Source organism: Streptomyces sp. NPDC033845, from assembly GCF_055576225.1.
Map to the genome: position 1 here is coordinate 22,021 of NZ_JBVIRI010000007.1, position 24,938 is coordinate 46,958.

Sequence of the window (24,938 nt, forward strand, 5' to 3'; positions counted from 1 at the left end):
CTAGCGCAGCACCTGCAGCGGGGCCCCGCCGGACCAGGCCGCCAGCAGCTCGCGGTGCACGGCGGTGACCCCGCCCTCGGCGGCCATGGCCAGCGCCTCCTGGGTGAAGGAACAGGGCGCCGCGTAGAGGGCCACCTCGGCCCGGTGCAGCACCTTGGCGGCCCCCAGGAACCGCTCCATCTCGGCGCTCAGCACATGCCTCAGCGGGGCGTACGCGGCGCACTGGACGGCCACCCGGCGGCCGTCCGCGGTACGGGCCCCGATGGCGACCCCGCGGTCGCCCTGACCGCCGTACACGAGCACCTCGGTGCAGCCGTCCCGGCGCAGCAGCCCGGCCACGTGGTGGGTGAACCGCTGCGCGTCCATCGCCTCGACGGCGGCCAGCGCCCCGGAGGGCGCGGGGACGCCCCGGGCGCGCTCGTGGCGGTCGATGTGCTCCTGGATCAGGTCCACGTCCCCGCGGAGCGAGAGCAGCTCCCTGCGGTGCTCCCCGGAGGTCTCGACGAGGGCGTTCAGCATCGGGGTCACCGCGGTCCGGAACACCCGCCCGGTCCGCCCGTCGAGCTGCGCCTCGATCCGCTCGCCGATCTCCTCCCAGGGGGAGCGGGCGGGGCTGTGGACAGAGCTCGCGGAGTTATCCACAGGCTGTGCGTGTGTGGAGAACTCGGCGTCGAGGAGGTAGGTACGCACCTGACGTGCGGTTTCGCTGTCGCGGAGGAGCATTCCCACGTTGAGGACGGCCCGTCGGGGGAACAGCGCGAGCGAGCGGGCGCGGGTCTGAACCCCACTGAGCGCCTTGAAGGCGCTCAGTGGGGCGCCGGTCAGCGTGTGGTACCCGCTGGCCTCCAGTTCCTCGCGGTGGTCGATCACCAGGGAACGGACTGCCTTCACCGGAACCTCGTAGTACGCCGCCACCATCTCCGTGGTCACGTGCAGGTCGTCCGGCAGCATCGTCAGGGCCTTCACCCGGTCCAGCACCTCCGTGCGCTCCGCGATGCCGCTGCGCAGGGTCCTGGACTCCAGGAGTACCGATTCGTCGATCATGGTCGTTTCCCACCCTTCCGGGGCGGAACCTGATATCCCACCCCATTTGGCCCAACGAGCCGGTGGCATATGCGGTAACGCCGGAAGCCCGGCCCCCGAAAAGTGGGGACCGGGCTTCCGGTAAAGGTGAGGAAGGGTCAGGATCAGCCGAAGTCGAACCAGCCGGAGTTGTCCCCGTTGTTTCCGTTGTCCCCGCCGTTGCCGCCGTTTCCATTGCCGCCGTTGTTCGGGTCGCCGCCGAAGGTGGCCACGTTCACGGTGGAATTCGGCGGGACCTTCTGGCCGACGTTGGGCGAGGTGCCGGTGATCCGGGCGTTGTCGTCCGAGGGGCCGCCGTTGATGACCTGGCCGAGCGACAGGCCCTTCTCCTGAAGCAGCACCCGGGCCTCGGCGAGGGTCCGGCCGAGCAGCTGCGGGACCTCGACCTCGGCCGCGGCCTTGGCGATCTCCACGTTGACCACGGTGTCCGGGGAGACCTCGGAGCCGGCCGGCTCGCTCTGGCCGATGACGGACTTCTCCTTCTCCGTGGACTCGACCTCGGTGGTGCTGCCCAGTTTGAGGTCGTTCTCCTGGAGCTTCTTGCGCGCCTCGGCGACCGACAGGCCCTTCAGGTCCGGGACGATCACCTTGGAGGGCTTCCGGGAGACCGTCAGGACGACCGTGGACCCCTTGGCGACCTGGCTGCCGGCCTGCGGGCTCTGCTTGAGGACGATGCCCGGGGTGCGGCTGGACTCCTCGGTCTTGCGCTCGACGACGAAGCCGAGCTCCTTCAGCCGGGCCTCCGCCGTGTCCGCGTCGGAGTCGACCATGTCGATCAGCTGGACCTTGGGCGCACCGGTGGAGACCTTGACCTTGATCTCCTCGCCCTTGTCCAGGCGGGTGCCCGGTTCCGGGTTCTGCGAGCAGATCAGGTTCTTGTCCTGGTCCGGGCAGGGCTCCTCGGCCTCCTTGACCACCTTGAGCCCGATGTTGCCCGCGTTCCGGGAGGCGTCCTCGAAGCTGAGGCCGGCCAGCTTGGGCACGGTGGGCCGGTTGTCCGCGCCGTTGCCGGACAGCGAGCGGCCGATCAGGATGGCGCCGACCAGGACCAGGATGCCCGCCGCGACGAGCAGCACCGTGGAGGCCCTGCTCTTCTTCTGGCGGCGGCGCGGGCCGCCCTGGTCGTAGCCCTGGTCGGGGTAGTAGCCGCCGTCGCCGGGGGGCATCGGGGGCATCATCGAGGTCTGGCCGGGCTCGGCGGTGCGCAGGGCGGTGGTGGGCTGGTCGTAGCCCTGGTGCCCGTGGCCGTGGCCGTGCCCGTAGGTGCCGTTGGGGTCGGGGTAGCCGTAGCCGGCGGCGCCCATCGCGGCGGTGGCGGCGACCGGCTGGCCGTCGAGGCAGGCCTCGATGTCGGCGCGCATCTCGTCGGCCGACTGGTACCGGTAGTCGGGGTCCTTGACCAGTGCCTTCAGGACGATGGCGTCCATCTCGGGCGTGATCTCGGCATCGAAGTTCGAGGGGGGCTGGGGCTCTTCCCGGACGTGCTGGTAGGCCACCGCCACCGGGGAGTCGCCGACGAACGGGGGCCGGACCGTCAGCAGCTCGTAGAGCAGGCAGCCGCTGGAGTAGAGGTCGGACCGGGCGTCGACCTGCTCGCCCTTGGCCTGCTCCGGGGAGAGGTACTGGGCGGTGCCGATGACCGCGGCGGTCTGCGTCATGGTCATGCCGGAGTCGCCCATGGCGCGGGCGATGCCGAAGTCCATCACCTTGACCTGGCCGGTGCGGGTCAGCATCACGTTGGCCGGCTTGATGTCGCGGTGGACGATGCCGGCCCGGTGGGAGTATTCGAGGGCCTGGAGGATGCCGATGGTCATTTCCAGGGTGCGCTCGGGCAGCAGTTTGCGGCCCGAGTGCAGGAGCTCGCGCAGGGTCGACCCGTCGACGTACTCCATCACGATGTACGGGATGGAGATGTTGTCGACGTAGTCCTCGCCGGTGTCGTAGACCGCGACGATCGCCGGGTGGTTCAGCGAGGCGGCCGACTGGGCCTCGCGGCGGAACCGGGCCTGGAAGGACGGGTCGCGTGCGAGGTCGGCGCGCAGGGTCTTGACTGCGACGGTACGGCCGAGCCGGGTGTCGTGGGCGAGGTAGACCTCGGCCATGCCACCGCGGCCGAGCACGTGGCTCAGCTCGTACCGGCCGCCGAGGCGACGCGGCTCTTCCATAACTTCCAGCCCTCTCCGTCAGTCCCGACCGCACCCGTGTGTGGTCCGGCGGTGTGCTGTTCGCGCAAAGGCTACCGGCCGATCGGGGGAGATCGGTTCGCGACCACAGGCCGATACCGGACCGGTACAGTCTGCGCTCGCCGGTCCGGTCCCGGCCGTGGCCGGTATCCGCCTCAGCCGCGGTTCTTGAGCACCGCTTCCATCACGGCCTTGGCCACCGGTGCGGCCAGTCCGCCACCGCTGATGTCGTCGCGCTCGGCGGCGCTGTCCTCGATGACCACGGCGACGGCCACCGGGGACTCCTCGCCGGTGTCGGCGTAGGAGATGAACCAGGCGTACGGGCGCTTCTTGTTGTTCTCGCCGTGCTGGGCGGTACCGGTCTTTCCGCCGACCTTGACGCCCTTGATCTTCGCGTTGCCGCCGGTGCCCTTCTCGACGACGTTGATCATCATCTCCTGGACCTTCTGGGCGGTCTCGGCGCTCATCGGGCGGCTCATCTCGTCCGGCTCGTGCCGGTCGATGACGTCCAGGTTGGGGGCGGTGCGCTCCTGCACCATGTACGGCTTCATCAGCTTGCCGTCGTTGGCGACGGCCGCGGCGACCATGGCCATCTGGAGCGGGGTGGCGGCGGTGTTGAACTGGCCGATGGAGCTCTGGGCGTTGCCGTCGCGGCTCATGTTCTTGTCGTAGACGCTGGCGAAGGCGCGGACCGGGGTGTCGATCTTCTCGTTGTTGAAGCCGAACTTCTCCGCCGTCTCGACCATGTTGTCCCGCTTCACCTTGTCGCCGAGGTTGGCGAACACGGAGTTGCAGGACACTTCGAGGGCGAAGTTCAGGCTCGCCTTCTCGCAGCCCTTGGCGTGGTTGACCATCGGGGTGCGGGTGCCGGGCAGGATGTACGGCTCGGGGGTGTCGGTGGGGGCGTTGATGTCGGTGACCACCCCGTGTTCCAGGGCCGCGGCCGCGGTGACCACCTTGAAGGTGGAGCCGGGCGGGTAGGTCTCCCGCAGGGCCCGGTTGACCAGGTTCTTGTCCTTGCTGTCCTTCAGCTCCGACCAGGCCTTGCCGTCCTTGTTGGAGTTTCCGGCGAAGGACGAGGGGTCGTAGGAGGGGGTGGAGACCAGGGCGAGGATGGCGCCGGTCCGCGGGTCGATCGCGGCGACGGCCCCCTTGCGGTTGCCCAGCTTGTCGAAGGCGGCCTTCTGGGCGGCGGCGTTCAGGGTGGTGACGACGTTGCCGCCCTGCTTCTTGTCCCCGGTGAACATCCCGATGGTGCGGTCGAAGAACAGCCGGTCGTCGTTGCCGGTGAGGATGCCGTCCTCCAGGGACTCCAGCTGGGTGGAGCCGAAGGCCTGCGAGGCGTAGCCGGTGACGGGGGCCCACATGGGGCCGTCGAGGTAGGTCCGCTTGTACTTGTAGTCGCTGCCGTCGGTGACCGCGGACCCGGTGATCGCCTTGCCCTGGACGATGATGTTGCCGCGTTCCTGGGCGTACTGGGCGATCTGGACCCGGCGGTTCTCCTTGCGGGTGGAGAGGTCCTCGGCCTGGACGTACTGGAGCCAGTTGGTGCGGATCAGCAGCGCGAGGATGAGCAGCCCGCAGAAGATCGAGATGCGGCGCAGGGGCTTGTTCATGACGGGCGGACCACCTGGGTCATCTCGGAGTCGGGGGACGGTGCGGGGGCCGGGGCGGGGCGGCGTGCGGTGTCGCTGATCCGGATGAGGATGCCGATGAGGGCCCAGTTCGCTAGGACGGAGGAGCCGCCGGAGGCGAGGAAGGGCATGGTCATGCCGGTGAGCGGGATGAGGCCCATCACACCGCCGGCGACCACGAAGATCTGCAGGGCGAAGGCGCCGGAGAGGCCGATCGCGAAGAGCTTGCCGAAGGGGTCGCGGGCGGCCAGGGCGGTGCGTACGCCGCGCTCGATGATCAGGCCGTAGAGCAGGAGGAAGGCCATCACACCGGCCAGGCCGAGCTCTTCGCCGACGGTGGAGAAGATGAAGTCGGAGTTGGCGGCGAAGCCGATCAGGTCGGACTTGCCCTGGCCCCAGCCGGAGCCGAGGACCCCGCCCGAGCCGTAGCTCATGATCGACTGTGCGACCTGCTCGCAGGCGCCGGCGTCGAGGCCGCCGCGGCCCCAGCAGCCGAAGGGGTCGAGCCAGGCGTTCACCCGGGCCTCGACGTGTCCGGAGAAGGAGGCGACGACCACGGCGCCGCCCACGGACATCAGCAGGCCGATGACGATCCAGCTGGTCCGCTCGGTGGCCACGTACAGCATGATCACGAACATGCCGAAGAACAGCAGGGAGGTGCCGAGGTCGTTCTCGAAGATCAGGATGAGCAGGCTCATCGCCCAGATCATCAGGATCGGGCCGAGGTCGCGGCCGCGCGGCAGGTAGAGGCCCATGAAGCGGCGGGAGGCCAGGGCCAGGGCGTCGCGCTTGACCATCAGGTAGCCGGCGAAGAACACCGCCAGGACGATCTTCGCGAACTCGCCGGGCTGGATGGAGAACCCGCCGACCCTGATCCAGATCTTGGCGCCGAACACGTCGGCGCCCAGCCCCGGGATGATCGGCAGGATCAGCAGCACCAGGGCGGCGGCCATCGAGATGTAGGTGAACCGCTGGAGCACCCGGTGGTCCTTCAGGACCAGCAGCACGCCCGCGAACAGGGCGATGCCCAGGGCCGTGTAGATCATCTGGTTGGGCGCGGACGGGGTGAACGCCCCGTAGGACCGCTTGGCGAGGTTCTGCAGCCGCTCGGACTGGTCCAGCCGCCAGATCAGCACCAGGCCGAGGCCGTTGAGGAGCACGCCGAGCGGCAGCAGCAGCGGGTCGGCGTACTTGGCGTAGCGGCGGACCACGAGGTGGGCGACGCCGGCCACGGCGGCGAGCGCCAGCCCGTAGACGAACATGCCGGGCGGCAGTTTGCCGTCGATGGCCAGGCCCACATTGGCGTAGGCGAAGATCGTGATGACCACCGCGAACCCGAGCAGCATCAGCTCGGTGTTGCGCCGGCTCGGCAGCTCGATGGCGCCGATGGTGGTCGTGTTGGTGACTACGCTCATGATGTGACGGGCCCCCTGTGCCCGCGTGTGACGTCCTCTGCCGCCTCTGCCGCTGCTGCTGTTACTTCCCGCACACGCCGACGCGCTGCTGTTCCTCCGGAGTCAGCGCGCTGTCCGCGGGCGGCGGCTGCTTGTTCGTTTCGGCGGTCCGCCGGATCTCGTCCTTCTTGCAGGCGGAGGCCTGGACGGCGAGTTCGTCGATCTTCTGGCGGGCGCCTTCCAGCGTGCTCTCGCTGATGGTGGCCTCGACCAGCTTCTTCTTGAACGGCGGCAGGTGCTTCAGCTCGATGTCCGGCCGGTCGGTCTCGACCTTGGACAGGTTCAGCGGACCGAGGTCCTGGCTGATGCCCCGGAAGAGGGCCACGTGCCCGTCCTTGACCCCGACGAAGTACTGGGTCTGGGTCCAGCGCCAGCCCGCGTACAGACCGCCGCCGACGACCCCGAGGGCCAGCAGCGTGATCAGTGAGCGGCCCACCCAGCGGGAGCCCTTGCCGCGCCGCCGCCTCGGGTGGTCGTAGGTGTCGTCGTAGTCGGGGTCGGCGGCGTAGGCCTCCGGTTCCCCGAAGGTGCCGTAGCCGCCGCCGGCGCCCGCGTCCCCGTAGCCCTCGGGGCCGGTGTCGCCGTAGCCGTTGTGGCCCTCGCCGCTGCCGGGCGGCCCGAAGGCGCCCTGGGCGGGCGGCCGGCCCTGCCGGCCGAGGCCGGAGGCGCGGCCCGCGGGGGTCTGCATGGCGTTGCCGCCGTCGAACAGCTGGTGCTGGTTCTCGGCCACCGCCCCGACCACCACGGGGGTGTCGTTGAGCTGGGCGGCGAGGGTGTCCCCGCTGTCGGTGTCGAGGACGTCGGCGACGATGCAGGTGATGTTGTCGGGGCCGCCGCCGCGCAGGGCCAGCTGGATCAGCGACTGCACGGTCTCGTGCGGGCCGTGGTAGTCGGCGAGGGTCTCCTCCAGGGTCTGGTGGGAGACCACCCCGGAGAGCCCGTCGGAGCAGATCAGATAGCGGTCGCCGGCCCGGACCTCGCGGATGGAGAGGTCCGGTTCCACGTGCTCGCCGCTGCCCAGGGCGCGCATCAGCAGCGAGCGCTGCGGATGGGTGGTGGCCTCTTCCTCGGTGATCCGGCCCTCGTCGACCAGCCGCTGCACCCAGGTGTGGTCCTGGGTGATCTGGGTGAGGACGCCGTCGCGCAGCAGATAGGCGCGGGAGTCCCCGACGTGCACCAGGCCCAGCCGCTGCCCGGTCCACAGCAGGGCGGTCAGGGTGGTGCCCATCCCCTCCAGCTGCGGGTCCTCCTCGACCATGACGCGCAGCACGTCGTTGGCGCGCTGCACGGCCACGCCGAGGGCGGTGATGATGTCGGATCCGGGCACGTCGTCGTCGAGCTGCACCAGGGTGGAGATCACCTCGGAGGAGGCGACCTCGCCCGCGGCCTGGCCGCCCATGCCGTCGGCGATGGCGAGGAGGCGGGGCCCGGCGTAGCCGGAGTCCTCGTTCCCCTCGCGGATCATGCCCTTGTGCGAACCGGCCGCGAATCGCAGGGACAGACTCATGCGCACCTGCCCACTCGACGCCGACTCCGGGTACAACCGGTCTCGACGAGCCACACTGCCCACCCTCCGGTCGGGAGCGCGCCGGCTGCTGCGGCTCGCTCGCTCCGCTCGCTCATTCTCGTACTACTTCCGCAGCTCGATGACGGTCTTGCCGATGCGGATCGGGGCGCCCGGTGGGATGGGCGTCGGGGTGGTCAGCCGGGTCCGGTCGAGATACGTGCCGTTGGTGGACCCGAGATCCTCGACGATCCACTGGCCGTCACGGTCGGGGTAGATCCTGGCATGGCGGCTGGAGGCGTAGTCGTCGTCCAGCACGATCGTCGAGTCGTGGGCCCGGCCGAGGGTGATGGTCTGCCCCTGCAGGGTGACCGTGGTGCCCGTGAGGGTGCCTTCGGAGACGACGAGCTTGGTGGGTGCGCCGCGCCGCTGGCGCTGCTGCGGGGGCGCGCCCGCGGCGGGCCGCCCGGCCGGCTGGTTCTGGGCGCGGGTGTCCGCGCCGCCGCCGCGCCGGGATCCGCGCTGGGTCACGCGGGTCCCGAAGAGGTCGCTGCGGATGACCTGGACGGCCACGATGACGAACAGCCACAGAACGGCCAGGAAACCCAACCGCATGACCGTCAGGGTCAGCTCTGACATTGCCCCCGCTTCACCCTTCGGCTTGCCGGTAAATGATGGTGGTGGAACCCACGACGATCCGCGAGCCGTCGCGGAGCGTAGCGCGGGTGGTGTGCTGCCCGTCCACCACGATGCCGTTGGTGGACCCGAGATCCTGGATCGTCGAGGGCGTTCCGGTCCGGATCTCACAGTGCCGGCGGGAGACGCCGGGGTCGTCGATCCGCACGTCGGCTTCGGTGCTTCGGCCGAGTACGAGCGTCGGGCGCGAGATCTGGTGGCGGGTGCCGTTGATCTCGATCCAGCGGCGCGTGCCCGCGCCACCGGAGGGTACGGGGGCGGGGCCGCCGGTGCGGTGCTGGGCGCCGCCGGGCGGCGGCGCGCTGGGCATCGGCGGGGCCGCGGCCGGCGGGTAGCCGTAGCCTCCCGGCCGTCCCTGGCCCTGTCCCTGCGGCGGCTGGCCCTGGCCCTGCGGGTGCTGGGGGGCCTGCGGCTGGGAGGTGGAGGACGCCAGGGTGCGGCTGCGGACCCGGTAGAGGCCGGTGTCGAGGTCCTCGGCCTTCTCCAGGTGCACCTTGATGGTGCCCATGAAGGTGTACCGCTGCTGCTTGGCGTAGTCGCGGACGAGGCCCGCGAGCTCGTCGCCGAGCTGCCCCGAGTACGGGCTGAGCCGCTCGTAGTCGCCGGCCGAGAGCTCCACGATGAAGTCGTTGGGGACGACGGTCCGCTCGCGGTTCCAGATCGTGGCGTTGTTGTCGCACTCGCGCTGGAGCGCGCCGGCGATCTCCACGGGCTGGACCTCGGACTTGAACACCTTGGCGAAGGTGCCGTTCACCAGACCTTCGAGTCGCTGCTCGAACCGCTTCAGGACTCCCATGGGGCACCTCCTCCGTTGCTGTTCCGTCGCTGTCGCCCTGTACTGCTTACTGATCGTATCCACGCGTGGGGGATTCGGCTGGTTCCCCTCCTGCCCCGCGGCGAGGAGTGTTGCTCCTCACTAGGGATCGTAGGGGTGGCCCCCGGACAGTGTCCCGCACCGGACGGCAGGTGCGGGAGGGGCCGTCCCCGACGGCTGCCGGTGCCCCCGGGAAAGCGATTTCAATCCTCCCTCGTCATCGTGTTAGTGTTCCGATGTCGCCAGGGGAACGGCCCGCAAGGGAAGAACCACTGGGACGCTGCTCGGGCGAGTGGCGGAACGGCAGACGCGCTGGCTTCAGGTGCCAGTGTCCTTCGGGACGTGGGGGTTCAAATCCCCCCTCGCCCACAGATTGAACCCCCGATTCGGAGAGATCCGGATCGGGGGTTCTTCGTTGTGCGCCGTACGACTTTCGTCTCCGGGGGCGCGACGAAAGAGGACGGCGGCCGGCGGCCGGAGTTGCCTAGGGTCGGCCGGGTGGATGTGACGGTGAGGGCGAGGGCGCAGGCCGGCTGGGACTGGCTGCGGGGTCCGGAGCGGTGGACCCGGCGGGCGCTGGCCGGGGACCTGGTCGCGGTGGCCGTGATGGTACTCATCGGATTCGGGGTGGAGGAACTCGACGGCGGGGGCTGGCTGCGGAAGACGGCGAGCGCGCTCGCCGTGCTGGCGCTGGTGCTGCTGCGCCGCCGGCTGCCCGCGTCCACCCTGCTGGCCGCCAGCCTGCTCAGCGCGGTGCTGCCGGGAACCCTGCTGGTCAGCCTGGTGGCGGGCTGGTCGGCGGGCCGCCGGATCGTCGGCACCGGCCGGGCGGTGGGCGTGTTCGCGCTGTCCTTCCTGCTGTACGTGGGCGGCTCGCTGGCGGTGGACTGGTCCTGGTCCCGGCCGCTGCTGCTGGTCGTCTTCGTCACGCTGATGTACCTGGCGATGGTGCTGACCCCGGGCCTGGCCAGCCGTTACTGGTCCCAGCGGCGGACCCTGCTGCACGCCCTCCAGGAGCGCAACGCCCAGCTGATGCGGGAGCGGGCGATGGTGGCGGGGCAGGCGCGGCTGCGGGAGCGGCAGCGGATCGCCCAGGACATGCACGACAGCCTGGGGCACCAGCTGGCGCTGATCTCGGTGCACACCGGCGCCCTGGAGGTGGACCGGGAGCTGACGGACCGGCAGCGGGGGGCGGTCGGGGTGCTGCGGCAGGCCTCGGTGTCGGCCATGCACGAGCTCCGCGAGGTGGTCGGCATCCTGCGGGACGGGGTGGAGGCCCCGGCCGGGGAGGACGAGCAGGTCGCCCGCGGGGTCGCCGGGATCGACGGGGTGGTGGCCGCGGCCCGGGCGGCGGGCACCGAGGTGGCGCTGAACCGGGTGGGCGGGCCGCGGCCGCTGGCCCCGGCCTGCGACCACGCCGCGTACCGGATCGTGCAGGAGGCGCTGACCAACGCCTACAAGCACGCGCCGGGGGCGCCGATCTCGGTGGAACTGCGGTACGAGGACGACTCGCTGGTGGTGGAGATCGCCAACGGGCCGGCCGCCGGCCCGGCCGCCGGCGAGGTGGTGTCCGGCGGGCAGGGCCTGACCGGGCTGCGCGAACGGGCCCGGCTGGTCGGCGGGATGGTGCACGCCGGGCCGGTGGACGGGGGCGGCTTCCGGGTGGCCGGGGTGCTTCCGTACGGGGCCGAGACCGCCGGGCCCGGGCTGCGGCCGGGGGTCGCCGACGACTTCCGGCAGCAGGCGCCGGTGCCGCTCGGGGCGCCGGCGGCGGACTGGCCGGCGGTCGACCGCGAGCTGGTGTTCGGCCGCCGCAGCAGGGCCGGCGGGTTCGCGCTGGGCTGCGGGATCGCCTTCGCGGCGGTGGTGCTGCTGGTGATCGTGCTCGGTGCCGGAGTGGTGCTGGTGCTGTCCTCGGTGACCGAGGGGATGATCGACCGCTCCGAGTACGACGGGGTCCGGGTGGGGATGGCCGAGCAGGAGGTCCGGGACCGGCTGCCGAGTGGGGACAGCGTCTTCACCCCGGGGCTGCACGACGGCGGCCCGCCGAGGCCGGAGGGCACCTCCTGCCTGGTGCTGATGTCCACCGAGTCGGGCTCCAGCCTGGCGGACGAGCCGGTGTTCCGCTTCTGCTTCAAGGACGGCAAGCTCGTCGAGAAGCAGGCGTACGAGATCAGGCGGTAGCGGGAGTGGAAACAGGCGGAGCGGGGCGCACGGGCGCCGGGGCGCGGTCCGGTCGGGCCGCGGGGCGTGCGGTGCGGGTGGTGATCGCCGACGACGAGCCGCTGATCCGGGCCGGGATCCGGATGATCCTGACCTCGGACCCGGAGATCGAGGTGGTCGCGGAGGCCGGCAACGGCCGCGAGGCGGTGGACCTGGCGCTGGCCCACCAGCCGGACGTGGTGCTGCTGGACATCCAGATGCCGGTGCTGGACGGGCTGACGGCGCTGGGCGAGCTGCGCCGGGCGGTGCCCTCGGCGCGGGCGCTGATCCTCACCACCTTCGGGGAGAAGGAGAACGTGCTGCGGGCGCTGGGCCAGGGCGGGGCCGGGTTCCTGCTGAAGGACTCGGCGCCGGCCGAGCTGATCGGGGCGGTGCGGGCGGCGGCGGCCGGTGACGCCTATCTGTCGCCCGCGGCGACCCGGCACGTGGTGGACCAGCTGGCCTCGGGGAAGGCGGCGGCGCGCGGCGAGGAGGCGCGGCGCCGGGTGGCGGAGCTGAGCGAGCGGGAGCGCGGGGTGCTGGCGCTGCTGGGCGAGGGCCTGTCGAACGCGGACGCGGGGCGCCGGCTGCATATGAGCGAGGCCACGGTGAAGACCTATGTGAGCCGGATCCTGGCGAAGCTGGAGTGCGAGAACCGGGTGCAGGCCGCCCTGTTGGCGCGGGACGCCGGGCTGTAGCCGGCGTCCCGCGCGTCGGGGTCAGGGGGTCATGAGGTGGGGAAGGAGTCGGCGGTCCGGATCCGGTCGCGGATCCAGACGCCGGCCGGCTTCAGCCGGGAGGTCCCGGTCCAGGGGCCGCCCGCGTCGCAGGTGCCCTGCTTGAAGACGGCGCCGGAGCGTTCGTCGTCGGAGAAGTTCCAGTTGACCCAGCTGATCTTCTTGGCGGCCAGCAGGTCCAGGTACTTCTGGGTCATGGTGAAGTCGTTGGCGCCCTCGCCGGCGTAGTCCTGGGTGCCGAACTCGGTGACGAACAGCGGGATCCGGTCGGCGGCCCGGGTCAGTGCGTTCAGGTACTCGGTGCGGTGCGAGGCCGCGTAGAAGTGGAAGGTGTACATGATGTTGGCCGCGTTCACCGGGTTGTTGACCACCTCGCTCTCGTTCGCGCCGTCCGAGACGCCGAGCGAGGACCAGGCGCGGGTGCCGACCAGGACCGGGGCCTCCGGGTCGACCGCCCGGATCGTCGGGATCAGCTGCTCCGCGTAGGACTTGACGCGGGACCAGGAGACCCCGCTGGGCTCGTTGGCTATCTCGTAGAGCAGGTTGGTCTTCGCCTTGTGGCGCGTCGCGATCTCCTTGAAGAAGGTCTTGGCGCGGGCCAGGTTGTAGTGCGGGTCGCCCGGGTCGAGCATGTGCCAGTCCACGATCACGTACATGCCGCGGGCGGTGGCCTGTTCGATGAGGGAGTGGGCGAGGTCGGTGAACTTCCGGGGGTCGGTCTCGTAGCCGTCCTCCTGGACGTAGGTGGAGACCCGCAGGACATCGGCCTTCCAGTCGTTCGCCAGGGCGTCCAGCGAGGGGCCGGTGAGGCACTGCGCGTACCACTGGGTGCCGTGGCTGCTCATTCCGCGCAGCTGGATCGGCTTGCCGTACTTGTTGCACAGCTTCGTCCCGCAGACGGTCAGCTGCCCGTTGATCCCGGCCGGGGTGGTGGCCTTGGGGGCGGCGGTCGCGGGGGTGCCGCCGAGGGAGAGAGCGGCGAGCAGTGCGGTGGCGGTCAGCCCGGTGGCGGCTGCCTTTAAGCGACGACTCATGGGGGGCCTCCGGAAGGGGAGTCGGGTTAGGAAACTTTCCTAACTGTCATGGGATATCAGTCTCTTCCGTGGCCCTGCAAGGGTCTGTACGGTCATCCACGCACACGGACGTGATCGGAGCGGGGGCGGCAGCGGTGGAGACGGCACAGGTGACAGCGGCGGAGCAGCGGATTCCGGCCGTCACGGGATTCGCACCGCGCGGGACGGCGGCCGGATCGCCGAAGGACGCGGGCCAGGCCCTGCGGACCCGGGTGCCCCGGGCCGCGCACGCCCGGTTCGAGCCCGCCGCGGACCGGCCGGACGCGGTCCGGGCGGTGGAGGAGTCCAACCACGGCCGGGTGCCGGAACTGGCCCCGATACGGGTGGGCCGGATGGCGGCGAACCCCTTCGCCTTCCTGCGCGGGGCGGCCGGACTGATGGCCCACGACCTGGCGGGCACCCCGGTGACCGGGGTCGGCGCGCAGCTGTGCGGGGACGCGCACGCCGCGAACTTCGGCCTCTACGGGGACGCCCGCGGCCGGCTGGTCATCGACCTCAACGACTTCGACGAGACCGTGTTCGGGCCCTGGGAATGGGACCTGAAGCGGCTGGCCACCTCCCTGGTGCTGGCCGGCCGGGTGGTGGGCGCCGACGAGGACACCTGCCGGTCGGCGGCCCGGGACACGGTGGGCGCCTACCGGCGCACCATGCGGCTGCTGGCCCGGCTGCCCGCCCTGGACGCCTGGAACGCCATCGCGGACGAGGAACTCGTCTCGCACACCGACGCCCGGGACCTGCTGGGCACCCTGGCCCGGGTCTCGGAGAAGGCCCGCAACAACACCAGCGCGCGGTTCGCGGCCAAGTCCACCGAGGCCGACGGGGACGGCGGCCGCCGGTTCGTCGACGCGCTGCCGGTGCTCCGCCGGGTCGGCGACAGCGAGGCGGCGGCGGTCGCCGCCTCCCTGGACGAGTACCTGGGCACCGTGCAGGCCGACCGGCTGCCGCTGCTGGCCCGGTACACGATCCACGACGTGGCCTTCCGGGTGGTCGGCACCGGCAGCGTGGGCACCCGCAGCTATGTGGTGCTGCTGCTCGACCACCGGGGCGAGCCGCTGGTCCTCCAGGTGAAGGAGGCACGGCCCTCGGTGCTGCTGCCGCACCTGCCGGAGGGCTTCGACCGCGGCCCGGCGGTCCACGAGGGCCGGCGGGTGGTGGCCGGGCAGAAGCGGATGCAGGTGGTCTCCGACATCCTGCTGGGCTGGACCACGGTCGAGGGCCGGCCCTTCCAGGTGCGGCAGTTCCGCAACCGCAAGGGCAGCGTGGACCCGGCGGCGCTGGCCCCGGACGAGATGGACGACTACGGCCGGATGACCGGGGCGCTGCTGGCGCGGGCGCACGCGCACAGCGCGGACCCGCGGCTGCTGGCCGGGTACTGCGGCAAGAACGACGAGCTGGACGAGGCGGTGGCCGCCTTCGCGGTGGCCTACGCGGACCGCACCGAGGCCGACCACGCGGACCTGGTGGCGGCGATCCGGTCGGGGCGGATCGCGGCGGAGGAGGGCGTCTGAGCCGGTCCGGGGGCGGTCGGGGACGGTCTGGCGGGTTCCAGGGGGCGGGCCGGGCGCCGGCGGGCCCGGGTGGGGGCGCCGTGACCGGTGCCGGCACCCCCTAGGCTGGGCGGGTGAGCGAGCAGACTGTCCCCGAGGGCGAGGCGGGCGCGGAGCGCCCCGAGGCGCGGCTGGAACGGGCCGTGCGCGCGGCCGAGCAGGCGCTGATCGAGTTCGAGATCGCGGTGGAGACCTTCCGGGTGGAGGTCGAGAACTTCTCCCGGCTCCACCACCGCAAACTCGGCCCGATGTACACCCGGCTCGACGAGCTGGACGCGTTGATCGCCGAGGCCAGGGCGGCCGGCTCCGGGGACGAGGAGGACCTGCGGCGGGCCCGTGAGGCGCGCGCCCTGGTGATGCCGATGCCCGGGGTGGACGAGCTGTTCCACGGCTGGATGGACTCCGACGGGGTCGCCGACGACGCGGCGGCCATGCTCACCGACCGGCCGGTCGCGCCCCCGGAGCGGGTCCGGCCCTCCGAGGAGGCCCGCCGGCTGTACCGGGAGCTGGTCCGGCAGGCGCACCCCGACCTGGCCCAGGACGAGGAGGAGCGCACCCGCCGGGACGCCTTCCTGGTGAAGCTGAACGCGGCCTACGCGCGGGGCGACGAGGACCTGCTGGCCGAACTGGCCGAGGAGTGGGCGGCCGGCCCGCAGCCGACGGAGGCCGGACCGAGCGAGGCCGAGGAGCTCTACGCCCGGCTGGAGTGGCTGGACCAGCGGCGGGAGCTGCTGGCGCTGGTGGCCCGGGAGCTGGAGGACAGCGCGATCGGGGCGATGCTCAGGATGGCCCCCGACGACCCGGACCGGCTGCTGGAGGAGATCGCCGAGCAGCTGCTGGCGCAGGTGTCCGAGCGCGAGGCCGAGCTGGCGGAGCTGACCGCCGCGGAGTGAGCCGAGCGGGTACCGTGGCGGCGCGGCCGGGAACACCCCGCCCCCGCGACGAGCGCAACGCGACGAGCGCAACGCGACGAGTAGAAGGCGACACAGCATGAACTTCGGCACGCTTCCCACGGTCGGTGTCGACGAGCTGACCCCGGAGAGCTTCATCCTCGACGTCCGCGAGGACGAGGAGTGGGCCGCCGGTCACGCCGAGGGCGCGCTGCACATCCCGATGAGCGAGTTCGTGGCCCGGTTCGGCGAGCTCACCGAGGCGGTCGCGGACGGCCGCCGGGTGCACGTGATGTGCCGGGTCGGCGGCCGGTCCGCGCAGGTCACCCAGTACCTGGTGCAGCAGGGCGTGGACGCGGCGAACGTGGACGGCGGTATGCAGGTGTGGGAGGCCGCGGGCCGCCCGGTCGTCGACACCGCGGGCGCCCCCGGCACCGTGATCTGAACCTGCCGCACCGCTCAGGTGAGGGGGTGGGCGGCCAGCAGGTCGCCCAGGGCCTCCTCGTGGGCGGCGGCCGGGCCCAGCGCCAGCTCCAGCTGCTTGGCCCAGGCGTGGTAGCGGTGCAGCGGGTAGTCGGTGTCGGCGCCGAAGCCGCCGTGCAGGTGCTGGGCGGTCTGCACGACCCGCCGCACCCCGTCCGAGGCCCAGATCTTGGCCACCGCCACATCACCGGCGGGCGGCAGCGGCCCGCCGGCCCCGCCCGCGCCGCCTTCGGCGTCCAGCCGCCAGGCGGCCTGCCAGAGGGTGACCTCCATGGCGCGCAGGTCGATGTACCGGTCGGCGGCCTGGACCGCGACCGCCTGGAAGGTGGCCACCGGGAACCCGAACTGCTCCCGCTTGCCGGTGTACTCGGCGGTCATGCCGAGGACCGCCTCGCCCAGCCCCAGGGCCAGGGCGCAGGTGCCGGTGGCCAGCAGCAGCCGGAGCTGCTCCCAGGCCCCGGGGGTGGTGATCAGCCGGTCGGCCGGGACCCGCACCGAGTCCAGGGTGAGCTCGGCCAGCCGTTCCCCGCTGGTGGAGTACTGGTCGGCCAGCGTGAGCCCGGCACCGGAGCGCTCCACCAGCGCCAGGACCGCGTCCCCCTCGCCGGTGTGCGCGGGGACGGCGATCCAGTCGGCGCCGTGCGCCCAGGGGACGGCGGTCTGGACGCCGTCGAGTAGCCAGTCGGAGCCGTCCCGGACGGCGGTGACCGCCAGTTCGGCCGGGTCGTGGCCGGTCCGGCCGTTCGAGGCGACGGTCAGGACCAGTCGGCCGCCGGCGGCGCCGGGCAGCAGTGCGGCGGCCAGCTCGGGGGAGCCGTGGGCCTGCACCGCCATGGCGGTGGCGCAGTGTTCCAGCAGCGGCACCCGGGCCAGCACCTTCGCGGACTCGCGGAGCACCAGGCACAGGGCGATGGCGTCCAGCCCGGCACCGCCGTGCTCCTCGGAGAGCACCAGCCCGATCAGGTCCGAGCCGGCCAGCCGGGCCCACAGCGGGCGGTCGAACTCCTCGGCGACCGCGCCCGGGGTGAGCGCGGGGCTGGGCACACCGTCGGGGGCGACGTCCGCGAAGACCGCTTTCGCCGCTTCGACGGCCGCCTGCTGTTCCTCGGTGAAGGTGAAGTCCACTGCCTGTCCTCCCTGCCGGGCCCTGCCGCCATCACGCTCTGACGGGCCGTCAAGATAGAACAGGTTCTGGAAATTTGACAGACCGGGTCAGCGGTCGAAGTCGATTTCCACCTCTTCGGTCACCGGATGGGACTGGCAGGCCAGGACGAAACCGGCCTCGGTCTCATCGGACTCCAGCGCGAAGTTCCGGTCCATCCGGACCTCGCCCCGGACCAGGAAGGCCCGGCAGGTGCCGCACACCCCGCCCTTGCAGGCGTAGGGCGCGTCCGCCCGGTTGCGCAGCACGGCCTCCAGCAGGGACTCCCCGTCCCGGACCGCCCAGCTCCCGGAGCGGCCGTCGAGGCGGGCGGTGACGGTGCTCTGCGGGGAGGCGCCGTCGGGGCGGGCGGGCGCCGGGGCCGGTGCCGGGGCCTCGTCCACATGGAAGATCTCCTCGTGGATCCTGCTCCGCTCCACCCCCAGGGCCCGCAGGGCCAGTTCGGCGCCCTGGACCAGCCCGTAGGGCCCGCAGAGGAACCAGCCGGATATCTCCGTCACCGGCAGCAGCGCCGGCAGCAGGGCGGTCAGCCGTGCCTCGTCCAGCCGGCCGGAGGGCAGCCCGGCCTCCTGCTCCTCCCGGGAGAGGACGGTCACCAGCTGGAACCGGTCCGGATAGCGGTCCTTCAGATCGGCGACCTCCTCCAGGAACATCGTGGAGGAGGCGGTGCGGTCGCTGCGGACCAGGCAGAACCGGGCCCGCGGCCGGGCCGCGAGCAGGGTCGCGACGATGGACAGCAGCGGGGTGATGCCGCTGCCGCCGACCACCGCCGCGTAGTGGGCGTCCTCGGGGGCGGTGGCCGGGTCCAGCACGAACCGGCCGGCCGGGACCATCACGTCCAGCAGGTCCCCGACGGCGATCTCCTTGTGGGCGAAGGTGGAGAACTCCCCGCCCTCCACCAGCCGCACCCCGACCCGGAGCAGTGCCGGGGCGGGCCCGTCGGGGGACGGGGCCGGGGAGCAGATCGAGTACGTCCGCCGGACCTCCCCGCCCTCGGCCGGGCGGCGGCGCAGGGCCAGGTGCTGCCCGGCGGCGTGCCGGTACCGCTCCCGGACCTCGGCCGGCACGCTCAGGGTGAGCGCCACCGAGTCCTCGGTGAGCCGGTCGACCGCCGCCACCGTCAGCGGATGGAAGGCGCCATGGCGTGGTGCGGCCATCTACAGCTCCTTGAAGTGGTCGAAGGGCTCGCGGCAGGAGACACAGCGCCGCAGGGCCTTGCAGGCGGTGGAGGAGAACCGGCTGAGCAGCTCGGTGTCGGTGGACCCGCAGTGCGGGCAGCGCACCGAGAGGGTGAGGGGCACCGGTCCGCCGGCGGAGTGCGAGCGGGGCGGGGCGATCCCGAACTCGGCGAGCTTGCGGCGGCCTTCGGCGCTGATGTCATCGGTGGACCAGGCGGGGGCCAGCACCGTGCGCACCGATACCTCGGCCATGCCGTGGTCGTGCAGCACCCGCTCGATGTCGGCGGACATGGCCTCCACGGCCGGGCATCCGGTGTAGGTGGGGGTCAGCAGGACCTCCACCGAGCCGTCCTGTCCGACCTTCACCCCGCGCAGCACGCCCAGCTCGGCCAGGGTGAGCACGGGCAGCTCGGGGTCGGGTACCGAGCCGGCCAGGGCGGCCAGTTCGCTCTCCAGCCGGGTGGTGGTCACCATGACGCCCCCGGGTGGCTGCGGTGCAGGTGCTGCATCTCGGCGAGCATCCGCCCGAAGCACTCGGTGTGCAGGCCCTGCCGGCCGGCACCGGCCGCCCAGGCCCCGCTGCGCGGACCCGCCGGAACGGTCAGGGTGGCCCGCTCCAGCACCTCGGTCACGATCGCCAGCCAGGCGCTCTCCAGGGCGGCGGAGTCCACGTCGAGGCCCTCCACCGGCTGGAACATCTCGCCGGTGAACCGCCACAGCGCGTCCACCGCCCGCTGCGCCCGCTCCCGGCTCTCGGCGGTTCCGTCGCCCAGCCGCAGGATCCACTGCTCGGCGTGGTCGCGGTGGTAGGCCGTCTCCTTGACCGCCTTGGCGGCCAGCGAGGCGAACTCGCTGTCGCCGGAGGCCAGTTCCCCGTAGAGCAGGTGCTGGTGCACCGAGAAGAACAGCTGCCGGGCGATGGTGTGGGCGAAGTCGCCGCGCGGCTGTTCCACCAGCTGGAGGTTGGTGAAGGCCCGCTCCTCCCGGAGATAGGCCAGCTCGTCCTCGTCCCCCGCCATCGACAGCAGGACCCGGGCCTGGCCGAGCAGGTCGAGGGCGATGTTGGCCAGGGCCACCTCCTCCTCCAGCTCCGGGGCGTGGCCGGCCCATTCGGCGAGCCGGTGGGAGAGGACCAGGGCGTCGTCGCCGAGGGCCAGGGCGGCCCGGGTGGTGTCGGTGCCGGTGGGCACGGTGCCGGTCACAGGTGCCGCACCCCTTCGGGGATCTCGTAGAACGTGGGGTGACGGTAGGGCTTGTCGGCGGCGGGGGCGAAGAACGGGTCCCGCTCGTCCGGGGAGGAGGCGGTGATCGCGGTGGAGGGCACCACCCAGAGGGACACGCCCTCGCTGCGCCGGGTGTAGAGGTCGCGGGCGTTGCGCAGGGCCATCTCCGCGTCGGGGGCGTGCAGGCTTCCCGCGTGGGTGTGCGAGAGGCCGCGCCGCGACCGCACGAACACCTCCCACAGCGGCCAGTTCTGCGTCATACCCGTGCCTCCTCGTGCTTGCCGGTGTGCTTCGCCGCATACGCCGCGGCCGCGTCCCGCACCCAGGCGCCGTCCTCGTGGGCCTGGCGGCGCTGGTTGATCCGCTGCTCGTTGCAGGGGCCGTTGCCCTTGAGGACGTCCCAGAACTCGGTCCAGTCGATGGCTCCGAAGTCGTGGTGGCCGCGCTCCTCGTTCCACTTGAGGTCCGGGTCGGGCAGGGTCAGGCCCAGGCTCTCGGCCTGCGGGACCGCGATGTCCACGAACCGCTGGCGCAGCTCGTCGTTGGAGTGCCGCTTGATCCGCCAGGCCATGGACTGGGCGGAGTGCGCCGATTCGTCGTCCGGCGGGCCGAACATCATCAGGGAGGGCCACCACCAGCGGTCCACCGCGTCCTGCGCCATGGCGTGCTGGGCCTCGGTGCCGCGCGAGAGGGCGAGGAGCAGTTCGTAACCCTGGCGCTGGTGGAAGGACTCCTCCTTGCAGATCCGGACCATGGCGCGGGCGTACGGGCCGTACGAGCAGCGGCACAGCGGGACCTGGTTGGTGATCGCGGCGCCGTCCACCAGCCAGCCGATGGCGCCCACGTCGGCCCAGGTCAGGGTCGGGTAGTTGAAGATCGACGAATACTTCTGGCGACCGGAGTGGAGCTTGTCCAGCAGCTCCTCGCGGCCGGTGCCCAGGGTCTCGGCGGCGCTGTAGAGATACAGGCCGTGGCCGGCCTCGTCCTGCACCTTGGCCATCAGGATGGCCTTGCGGCGCAGCGAGGGCGCGCGGGTGATCCAGTTGGCCTCGGGCTGCATCCCGATGATCTCGGAGTGCGCGTGCTGGGCCATCTGGCGGACGAGTGAGGCGCGGTACTCCTCGGGCATCCAGTCCCGGGGCTCCACGCGCTCGTCGGCCGCGACCGCGGCCTCGAAAGCCGCCGCGAGGTCCCTGTCCTGCCCCGTTTCCGGGGTCACTGCCACCATGCCGGCCCCCTTGCCGATGGACGGTGCCGATCGGGCCGCCGGATCTCCAGCCGACCGACCGATCGTTCGGTTCATGCTCTTCAATGGTGAGACGGCGGCCCGTAGGGTGTCAACCTCTGTGGACCACTCGCTGTGGACAGCGGCGCGGCCGGGGCGGACGGGATCGGGCGGGATCGGCATGGACGGAAGCGGGAACGGGCGCGCCCCGGGCATCGCCGGGCTGCCCGCGCGCTACCGGGTCGTGGCCGCCCTGGCCCTCGGCGCGGTCGCCGTGGCCGGCTGCCTGCACCTCGCCCTGGTCTTCCTGCACGTGGCCCCCGCCAACACGGTCGGCAAACGCCACTCCGAGGCGATCGACGAGTGGATCTACCCCGAGTTCGAGCAGAACTGGAAGCTGTTCGCCCCCAACCCGCTCCAGCAGAACATCGCCGTCCAGGTCCGCGCCCAGGTGCGGACGGCGGCCGGGAAGCGGATCACCACCGGCTGGCAGGACCTGTCGGCGGAGGACGGCGCGGCCATAAGGGGCAACCCCTTCCCCAGCCACGTCCAGCAGAACGAGCTCCGCCGGGCCTGGGACTTCTTCACCGGCTCGCACGACGAGGAGAACCGGCCCAACGGCGAGCGCGGACAGCTCTCCGAGGCCTATCTGGAGCGGATCGCGCTGCGACGGCTGGAGCCCGACTTCCCCGGCGGCCGGGTGCTGCGGATCCAGCTGCGGTCCGCGACCACCGCCGTCGCCGCCCCGGAGTGGAGCGGTGAGACCACCGACGAGCAGACCTACTACCGGGAGCTCCCGTGGTGGACCCCCTGACCCCGCCCCCCGGCGCCCCCGCCCGGGCCCGGGCCGCCGCCCGGCACGCGCTGGCCGGGGTCACCGGGCAGGCCCTGGGCCCGTACCAGAGCGCCGTCGTCCGGATCGGCTTCGCCGCCACCTGGCTGCTCTTCCTGCTGCGCGAGTTCCCGCACCGGCACGAGCTGTACGGCCCCGGAAGCCCCTGGGGATTCGACCTGGCGAGCCGTCTGGTCGCCGACAACGGCGCCTTCACCGTGCTGCTCTGGTCCGACTCGGACCTCTGGTTCGAGCTGGTCTACGGCCTGGCCGTGCTCTCCGCCGTCCTGATGCTGCTCGGCTGGCACACGCGGGCCGCCTCCGTGCTGTTCATGGCCGGGGTGCTCTCCCTGCAGAACCGCAGCGTGTTCATGGGCGACGGCGGCGACAACGTGGTCCATCTGATGGCCATCTACCTGGTGCTCACCCGCTGCGCCCGGGTGTGGTCGCTGGACGCCCGCCGGACCGCCCGGACCGGACCGGCCCGGGGGGCCGCCGGGCCGCTGCTGTGGGCCGGGCTCGGCCTCGTCCTGGCGTACGCGGCGGTCACCGGCCGGTTCGGCCTCTACTGGACGGCGTTCTTCCTCTGGCTGTGGATCGTCCAGGCCCTCTGGTGGGCGGTGGAACGCCACGATCCGGGCGGCGACGGACGGGCCCTGCTGGACGTGCTGGGCAACCTGGTGCACAACACCGCCCTGCTGGTGATCATGGCGGAGGTCTGTCTGATCTACGCCACGGCCGGCTGGTACAAGATCCAGGGATCGCGCTGGCAGGACGGCACCGCCCTTTACTACCCGCTGGGCCTGGACTACTTCACCCCCTGGCCCGGACTGTCCGGACTGCTGGCCGGCAGCGGGACCCTGGTGATGCTGCTGACCTACGGCACGGTGGTCGTCCAGGTGGCCTTCCCGTTCACCGTGTTCAACCGGCGGATCAAGAACGTGCTGCTGGCCCTGATGATGCTGGAGCACCTCGGCATCGCGGTCCTGCTGGGCCTTCCGGTGTTCTCACTGGCGATGATCGCGGCGGACGCGGTGTTCCTGCCCACGGTCTTCCTGCTCTGGCTGGGGGCGCGGGCGGCGGTCCTGCGCGACCGGCTGCTGCCGTCCCGCTCCCGGGCCGGTACCGGGGCGAAGCCCGGAGCCGGGCCCGGCCCCGCGGACGGGGACCGGGAGCTCCCGCCGCCACGGGTACCCGAGGACGCGGCGGACGGCACGGTCCGGGAGACCGCCTAGGCTCCTGGGCATGAGCGGCGAAGGACAGCGGGCGGCGGAGACGGCACGGGTGTGGCGGGAGACCGCGGCGGAGGACGGAACGATCCTCCTCGACGGGTTCCACGCGCTGAAGCACGCCCTGCGCTTCGGCGCCCAGGTGCACCTGGCGGTGGCCGAGGACCCGGAGGCCGTCCTGGCCCTCGCCGAACAGCTCGCCCCCGACGTGCGCGGACCCCTGGCCGCATTGCTCCGGCCGGGCCCGCTGGCCGGGCTGGTGGCCCGCGTGCACCCCACCCGGGTGGCCGCCCTGGCGGTACGGCCGGACCGGCTGGCGGGCCGCGCGGCCCTGGAGCGGATGCCGCGCAGCGCCCCCGTGGTGCTCCTGGACGACCCCCGCAACCTCGGCAACGTGGGCGCGGTGGTCCGGCTGGCGGCCGGGTTCGGGGCCACCGGGGTGGTCACCCGCGGCGACCTCGACCCCTGGCACCCGAACGTGGTGCGGGCCGGCGCCGGACTCCACTACGCCACCACCGTCGACCGGGTCACCCTCGACACCCTGCCGCCCGGGCCGCTCTACGCCCTGGACCCCGAGGGCGCGGACATCCGCGCCCTCACCCTCCCGGACAGCGCCGTCCTCGCCTTCGGCTCGGAGCGGCAGGGGCTGTCAGCGGAGCTCCGGGCCCGGGCCGACCAGCTGGTCTCCCTGCCCATGCGCCCCCAGGTCTCCAGCTACAACCTGGCCACCAGCGTGGCCATGACCCTCTTCCACTGGGGCGGCCCCGCGCCCCTGCCGGAGCGCGAATAGCACTCCGGCCAGCACCGCGGCCGCGATCGCCCCGGCCACCGCGAGGGTCTGCCCGCCCGGATGCACCAGCGGTTCGCCGGCCAGCGCCTGCCGGGTCAGCAGGGCCAGTGCGGCCGCGTAGCCGGCGGCCGCGACCAGCATCAGCCGCAGCCGGACCCGCTCCTGCCGCAGCCGGGCGTACCGGGTGCCGAGCGCCGCCAGCAGCAGCACCAGCAGCGGCAGCAGCTGGAGGGCGTGCATCCCGACGAAGTGCGGGACCCGCAGATCGCCGCCGGTGGTGGACCAGCCGATCAGCGGCAGCCCCGGCCCGCCGTCGGGCACGTCCACGCTGTGCGCGCCGATCTCGGTGGCGGCCTCGCCCAGCGCCTCCTGCTCGGGGGTGGGGCCCACCATCAGGAAGCCGAGGCCGGCACCGGTCAGGGCCAGGACCGAGCCCAGCCGGATCGCCCAGCGGCCCGCCCGGTCGGCGAGCGTGGCGCGGAACAGCAGCAGCGCGATGACCAGGGTGGCCAGCCACAGCACCACCACGGTGTTTCCCATGATCGAGAAGACGGTCTCGTCGAAGGAGGTCTTCTCGTTGAAGTGGCTCCGCTCCCCGCGCACCACCTGGAGGGTGATCAGCACCATCTCCACCACCCCGGCCAGGACCACCACCAGGCCGGCGCCGCGGGCGTAGCGGGCGGCGCGCGGGCGGACCTCGCCGAGCAGGGTGGTCAGCCAGGCCAGGCTGAGGGCGTAGGCGACGAAGGACAGCGAGAACTTGAAGGGCTTGGCCCAGATCGGCGCGCCGGTCAGGATCCGGTCGTCGACGAGCAGTCCGACCGCGGAGGCGAGCGCCCAGGCGGTCATCAGGGCGGCGAACAGCACCAGGGGGCGGTACCAGCCGCGTAACGGTGCCAGGAGCTCTCTCATGGTTCCCATGGTTCCCCCGCGACAGCAGTTATGGATAGCGGCACTTTCCGCTATCTGATAGCGCCACTATCTATGCTGGGGGCGCAC

22 protein-coding genes, 1 tRNA gene and 1 pseudogene are annotated in these 24,938 nt (G+C 72.3%); 9 read left to right on the top strand and 15 right to left on the bottom strand.

Features of this window, described 5'->3' with window-relative positions:
• The 7 genes from ACZ50K_RS16750 to ACZ50K_RS16780 form a co-directional block, all read right to left on the bottom strand.
• Positions 1 to 1,044, bottom strand: a complete 1,044-nt coding sequence (locus ACZ50K_RS16750; protein WP_468903296.1) for a restriction endonuclease — start codon at positions 1,042 to 1,044, stop codon at positions 1 to 3.
• Positions 1,045 to 1,187: 143 nt separating this feature from the next.
• A complete protein-coding gene (gene pknB, locus ACZ50K_RS16755) occupies positions 1,188 to 3,248 on the bottom strand; it encodes a Stk1 family PASTA domain-containing Ser/Thr kinase (RefSeq protein WP_468903298.1) in 2,061 nt (686 codons plus the stop codon).
• Between the two features lie 173 nt (positions 3,249 to 3,421).
• Entirely contained in the window at positions 3,422 to 4,882 is a 1,461-nt protein-coding gene (locus ACZ50K_RS16760; RefSeq protein ID WP_468903301.1) for a peptidoglycan D,D-transpeptidase FtsI family protein, read from the bottom strand.
• Positions 4,879 to 6,315, bottom strand: coding sequence for an FtsW/RodA/SpoVE family cell cycle protein (locus tag ACZ50K_RS16765; RefSeq protein ID WP_468903303.1), 1,437 nt, complete (start codon positions 6,313 to 6,315; stop codon positions 4,879 to 4,881). Before ACZ50K_RS16765 ends, ACZ50K_RS16760 begins: the two co-directional genes overlap by 4 nt.
• 61 nt (positions 6,316 to 6,376) lie before the next feature.
• The gene (locus tag ACZ50K_RS16770; protein WP_468903306.1) at positions 6,377 to 7,861 is read right to left on the bottom strand and encodes a PP2C family protein-serine/threonine phosphatase; all 1,485 of its coding nucleotides are present in this window, start codon (positions 7,859 to 7,861) and stop codon (positions 6,377 to 6,379) included.
• Between the two features lie 123 nt (positions 7,862 to 7,984).
• Positions 7,985 to 8,497 (bottom strand): FHA domain-containing protein FhaB/FipA, encoded by a 513-nt coding sequence (locus tag ACZ50K_RS16775; RefSeq protein WP_468903308.1) that lies wholly within the window; start codon positions 8,495 to 8,497, stop codon positions 7,985 to 7,987.
• Between the two features lie 10 nt (positions 8,498 to 8,507).
• The gene (locus tag ACZ50K_RS16780) at positions 8,508 to 9,350 is read right to left on the bottom strand and encodes an FhaA domain-containing protein (RefSeq protein ID WP_468903310.1); all 843 of its coding nucleotides are present in this window, start codon (positions 9,348 to 9,350) and stop codon (positions 8,508 to 8,510) included.
• Between the two features lie 304 nt (positions 9,351 to 9,654).
• Between ACZ50K_RS16780 and ACZ50K_RS16785 the strand changes: the two genes are divergently transcribed.
• From ACZ50K_RS16785 to ACZ50K_RS16795, 3 genes are all read left to right on the top strand, one after another.
• Positions 9,655 to 9,737, top strand: a tRNA-Leu gene (locus tag ACZ50K_RS16785).
• A gap of 135 nt (positions 9,738 to 9,872) precedes the next feature.
• On the top strand, positions 9,873 to 11,552 hold the full coding sequence (locus ACZ50K_RS16790) for a sensor histidine kinase (RefSeq protein ID WP_468903980.1): 1,680 nt from the start codon (positions 9,873 to 9,875) through the stop codon (positions 11,550 to 11,552).
• Between the two features lie 80 nt (positions 11,553 to 11,632).
• Positions 11,633 to 12,268, top strand: coding sequence for a response regulator (locus tag ACZ50K_RS16795; protein WP_468903313.1), 636 nt, complete (start codon positions 11,633 to 11,635; stop codon positions 12,266 to 12,268).
• Between the two features lie 29 nt (positions 12,269 to 12,297).
• Here ACZ50K_RS16795 and ACZ50K_RS16800 read toward each other — a convergent pair whose 3' ends face one another.
• Positions 12,298 to 13,341 carry a glycoside hydrolase family 5 protein gene (locus ACZ50K_RS16800; protein ID WP_468903315.1) on the bottom strand — a complete coding sequence of 348 codons (1,044 nt, stop codon included), beginning with the start codon at positions 13,339 to 13,341 and terminating at the stop codon, positions 12,298 to 12,300.
• Positions 13,342 to 13,490: 149 nt separating this feature from the next.
• Between ACZ50K_RS16800 and ACZ50K_RS16805 the strand changes: the two genes are divergently transcribed.
• From ACZ50K_RS16805 to ACZ50K_RS16815, 3 genes are all read left to right on the top strand, one after another.
• Positions 13,491 to 14,888, top strand: a complete 1,398-nt coding sequence (locus ACZ50K_RS16805; RefSeq protein WP_468903318.1) for a DUF2252 domain-containing protein — start codon at positions 13,491 to 13,493, stop codon at positions 14,886 to 14,888.
• A gap of 113 nt (positions 14,889 to 15,001) precedes the next feature.
• Complete coding sequence (locus tag ACZ50K_RS16810) at positions 15,002 to 15,820, top strand: J domain-containing protein (RefSeq protein WP_468903320.1); 819 nt, start codon at positions 15,002 to 15,004, stop codon at positions 15,818 to 15,820.
• Between the two features lie 97 nt (positions 15,821 to 15,917).
• Complete coding sequence (locus ACZ50K_RS16815) at positions 15,918 to 16,262, top strand: rhodanese-like domain-containing protein (RefSeq protein ID WP_468903322.1); 345 nt, start codon at positions 15,918 to 15,920, stop codon at positions 16,260 to 16,262.
• Positions 16,263 to 16,276: 14 nt separating this feature from the next.
• On the opposite strand, the gene ACZ50K_RS16820 is transcribed toward ACZ50K_RS16815, so the two are convergent.
• The 6 genes from ACZ50K_RS16820 to paaA all read right to left on the bottom strand — a co-directional run bounded on the left by ACZ50K_RS16820 (position 16,277) and on the right by paaA (position 21,091).
• Positions 16,277 to 17,425: an acyl-CoA dehydrogenase family protein gene (locus tag ACZ50K_RS16820; protein ID WP_468903324.1), complete on the bottom strand. Its 1,149-nt coding sequence runs from the start codon at positions 17,423 to 17,425 to the stop codon at positions 16,277 to 16,279.
• Between the two features lie 87 nt (positions 17,426 to 17,512).
• Positions 17,513 to 18,619, bottom strand: coding sequence for a 2Fe-2S iron-sulfur cluster-binding protein (locus tag ACZ50K_RS16825; RefSeq protein ID WP_468903326.1), 1,107 nt, complete (start codon positions 18,617 to 18,619; stop codon positions 17,513 to 17,515).
• Positions 18,620 to 19,114 carry a 1,2-phenylacetyl-CoA epoxidase subunit PaaD gene (gene paaD / locus ACZ50K_RS16830; RefSeq protein ID WP_468903329.1) on the bottom strand — a complete coding sequence of 165 codons (495 nt, stop codon included), beginning with the start codon at positions 19,112 to 19,114 and terminating at the stop codon, positions 18,620 to 18,622.
• A complete protein-coding gene (paaC, locus tag ACZ50K_RS16835; protein WP_468903331.1) occupies positions 19,108 to 19,842 on the bottom strand; it encodes a 1,2-phenylacetyl-CoA epoxidase subunit PaaC in 735 nt (244 codons plus the stop codon). The genes paaD and paaC overlap by 7 nt, the downstream gene beginning before the upstream one ends.
• Positions 19,839 to 20,123 carry a 1,2-phenylacetyl-CoA epoxidase subunit PaaB gene (gene paaB / locus ACZ50K_RS16840; protein WP_468903333.1) on the bottom strand — a complete coding sequence of 95 codons (285 nt, stop codon included), beginning with the start codon at positions 20,121 to 20,123 and terminating at the stop codon, positions 19,839 to 19,841. The genes paaC and paaB overlap by 4 nt, the downstream gene beginning before the upstream one ends.
• Positions 20,120 to 21,091, bottom strand: coding sequence for a 1,2-phenylacetyl-CoA epoxidase subunit PaaA (paaA, locus tag ACZ50K_RS16845; protein WP_468903336.1), 972 nt, complete (start codon positions 21,089 to 21,091; stop codon positions 20,120 to 20,122). Before paaA ends, paaB begins: the two co-directional genes overlap by 4 nt.
• A 178-nt stretch (positions 21,092 to 21,269) precedes the next feature.
• Between paaA and ACZ50K_RS16850 the strand changes: the two genes are divergently transcribed.
• From ACZ50K_RS16850 to ACZ50K_RS16860, 3 genes are read left to right on the top strand one after another with little or no spacing between them, the layout of a single operon-like run.
• Positions 21,270 to 21,902 (top strand): DUF5819 family protein, encoded by a 633-nt coding sequence (locus ACZ50K_RS16850; RefSeq protein WP_468903338.1) that lies wholly within the window; start codon positions 21,270 to 21,272, stop codon positions 21,900 to 21,902.
• Positions 21,887 to 23,155, top strand: coding sequence for an HTTM domain-containing protein (locus ACZ50K_RS16855; protein WP_468903340.1), 1,269 nt, complete (start codon positions 21,887 to 21,889; stop codon positions 23,153 to 23,155). The genes ACZ50K_RS16850 and ACZ50K_RS16855 overlap by 16 nt, the downstream gene beginning before the upstream one ends.
• Positions 23,156 to 23,165: 10 nt before the next feature.
• Positions 23,166 to 23,939 carry a TrmH family RNA methyltransferase gene (locus tag ACZ50K_RS16860; RefSeq protein ID WP_468903342.1) on the top strand — a complete coding sequence of 258 codons (774 nt, stop codon included), beginning with the start codon at positions 23,166 to 23,168 and terminating at the stop codon, positions 23,937 to 23,939.
• Here ACZ50K_RS16860 and ACZ50K_RS16865 read toward each other — a convergent pair.
• Positions 23,904 to 24,788: pseudogene (locus tag ACZ50K_RS16865) on the bottom strand (hypothetical protein); the annotation flags it as partial. The gene ACZ50K_RS16860 and the pseudogene ACZ50K_RS16865 sit on opposite strands and share 36 nt — an antisense overlap.
• Positions 24,789 to 24,938: the final 150 nt, after the last annotated feature.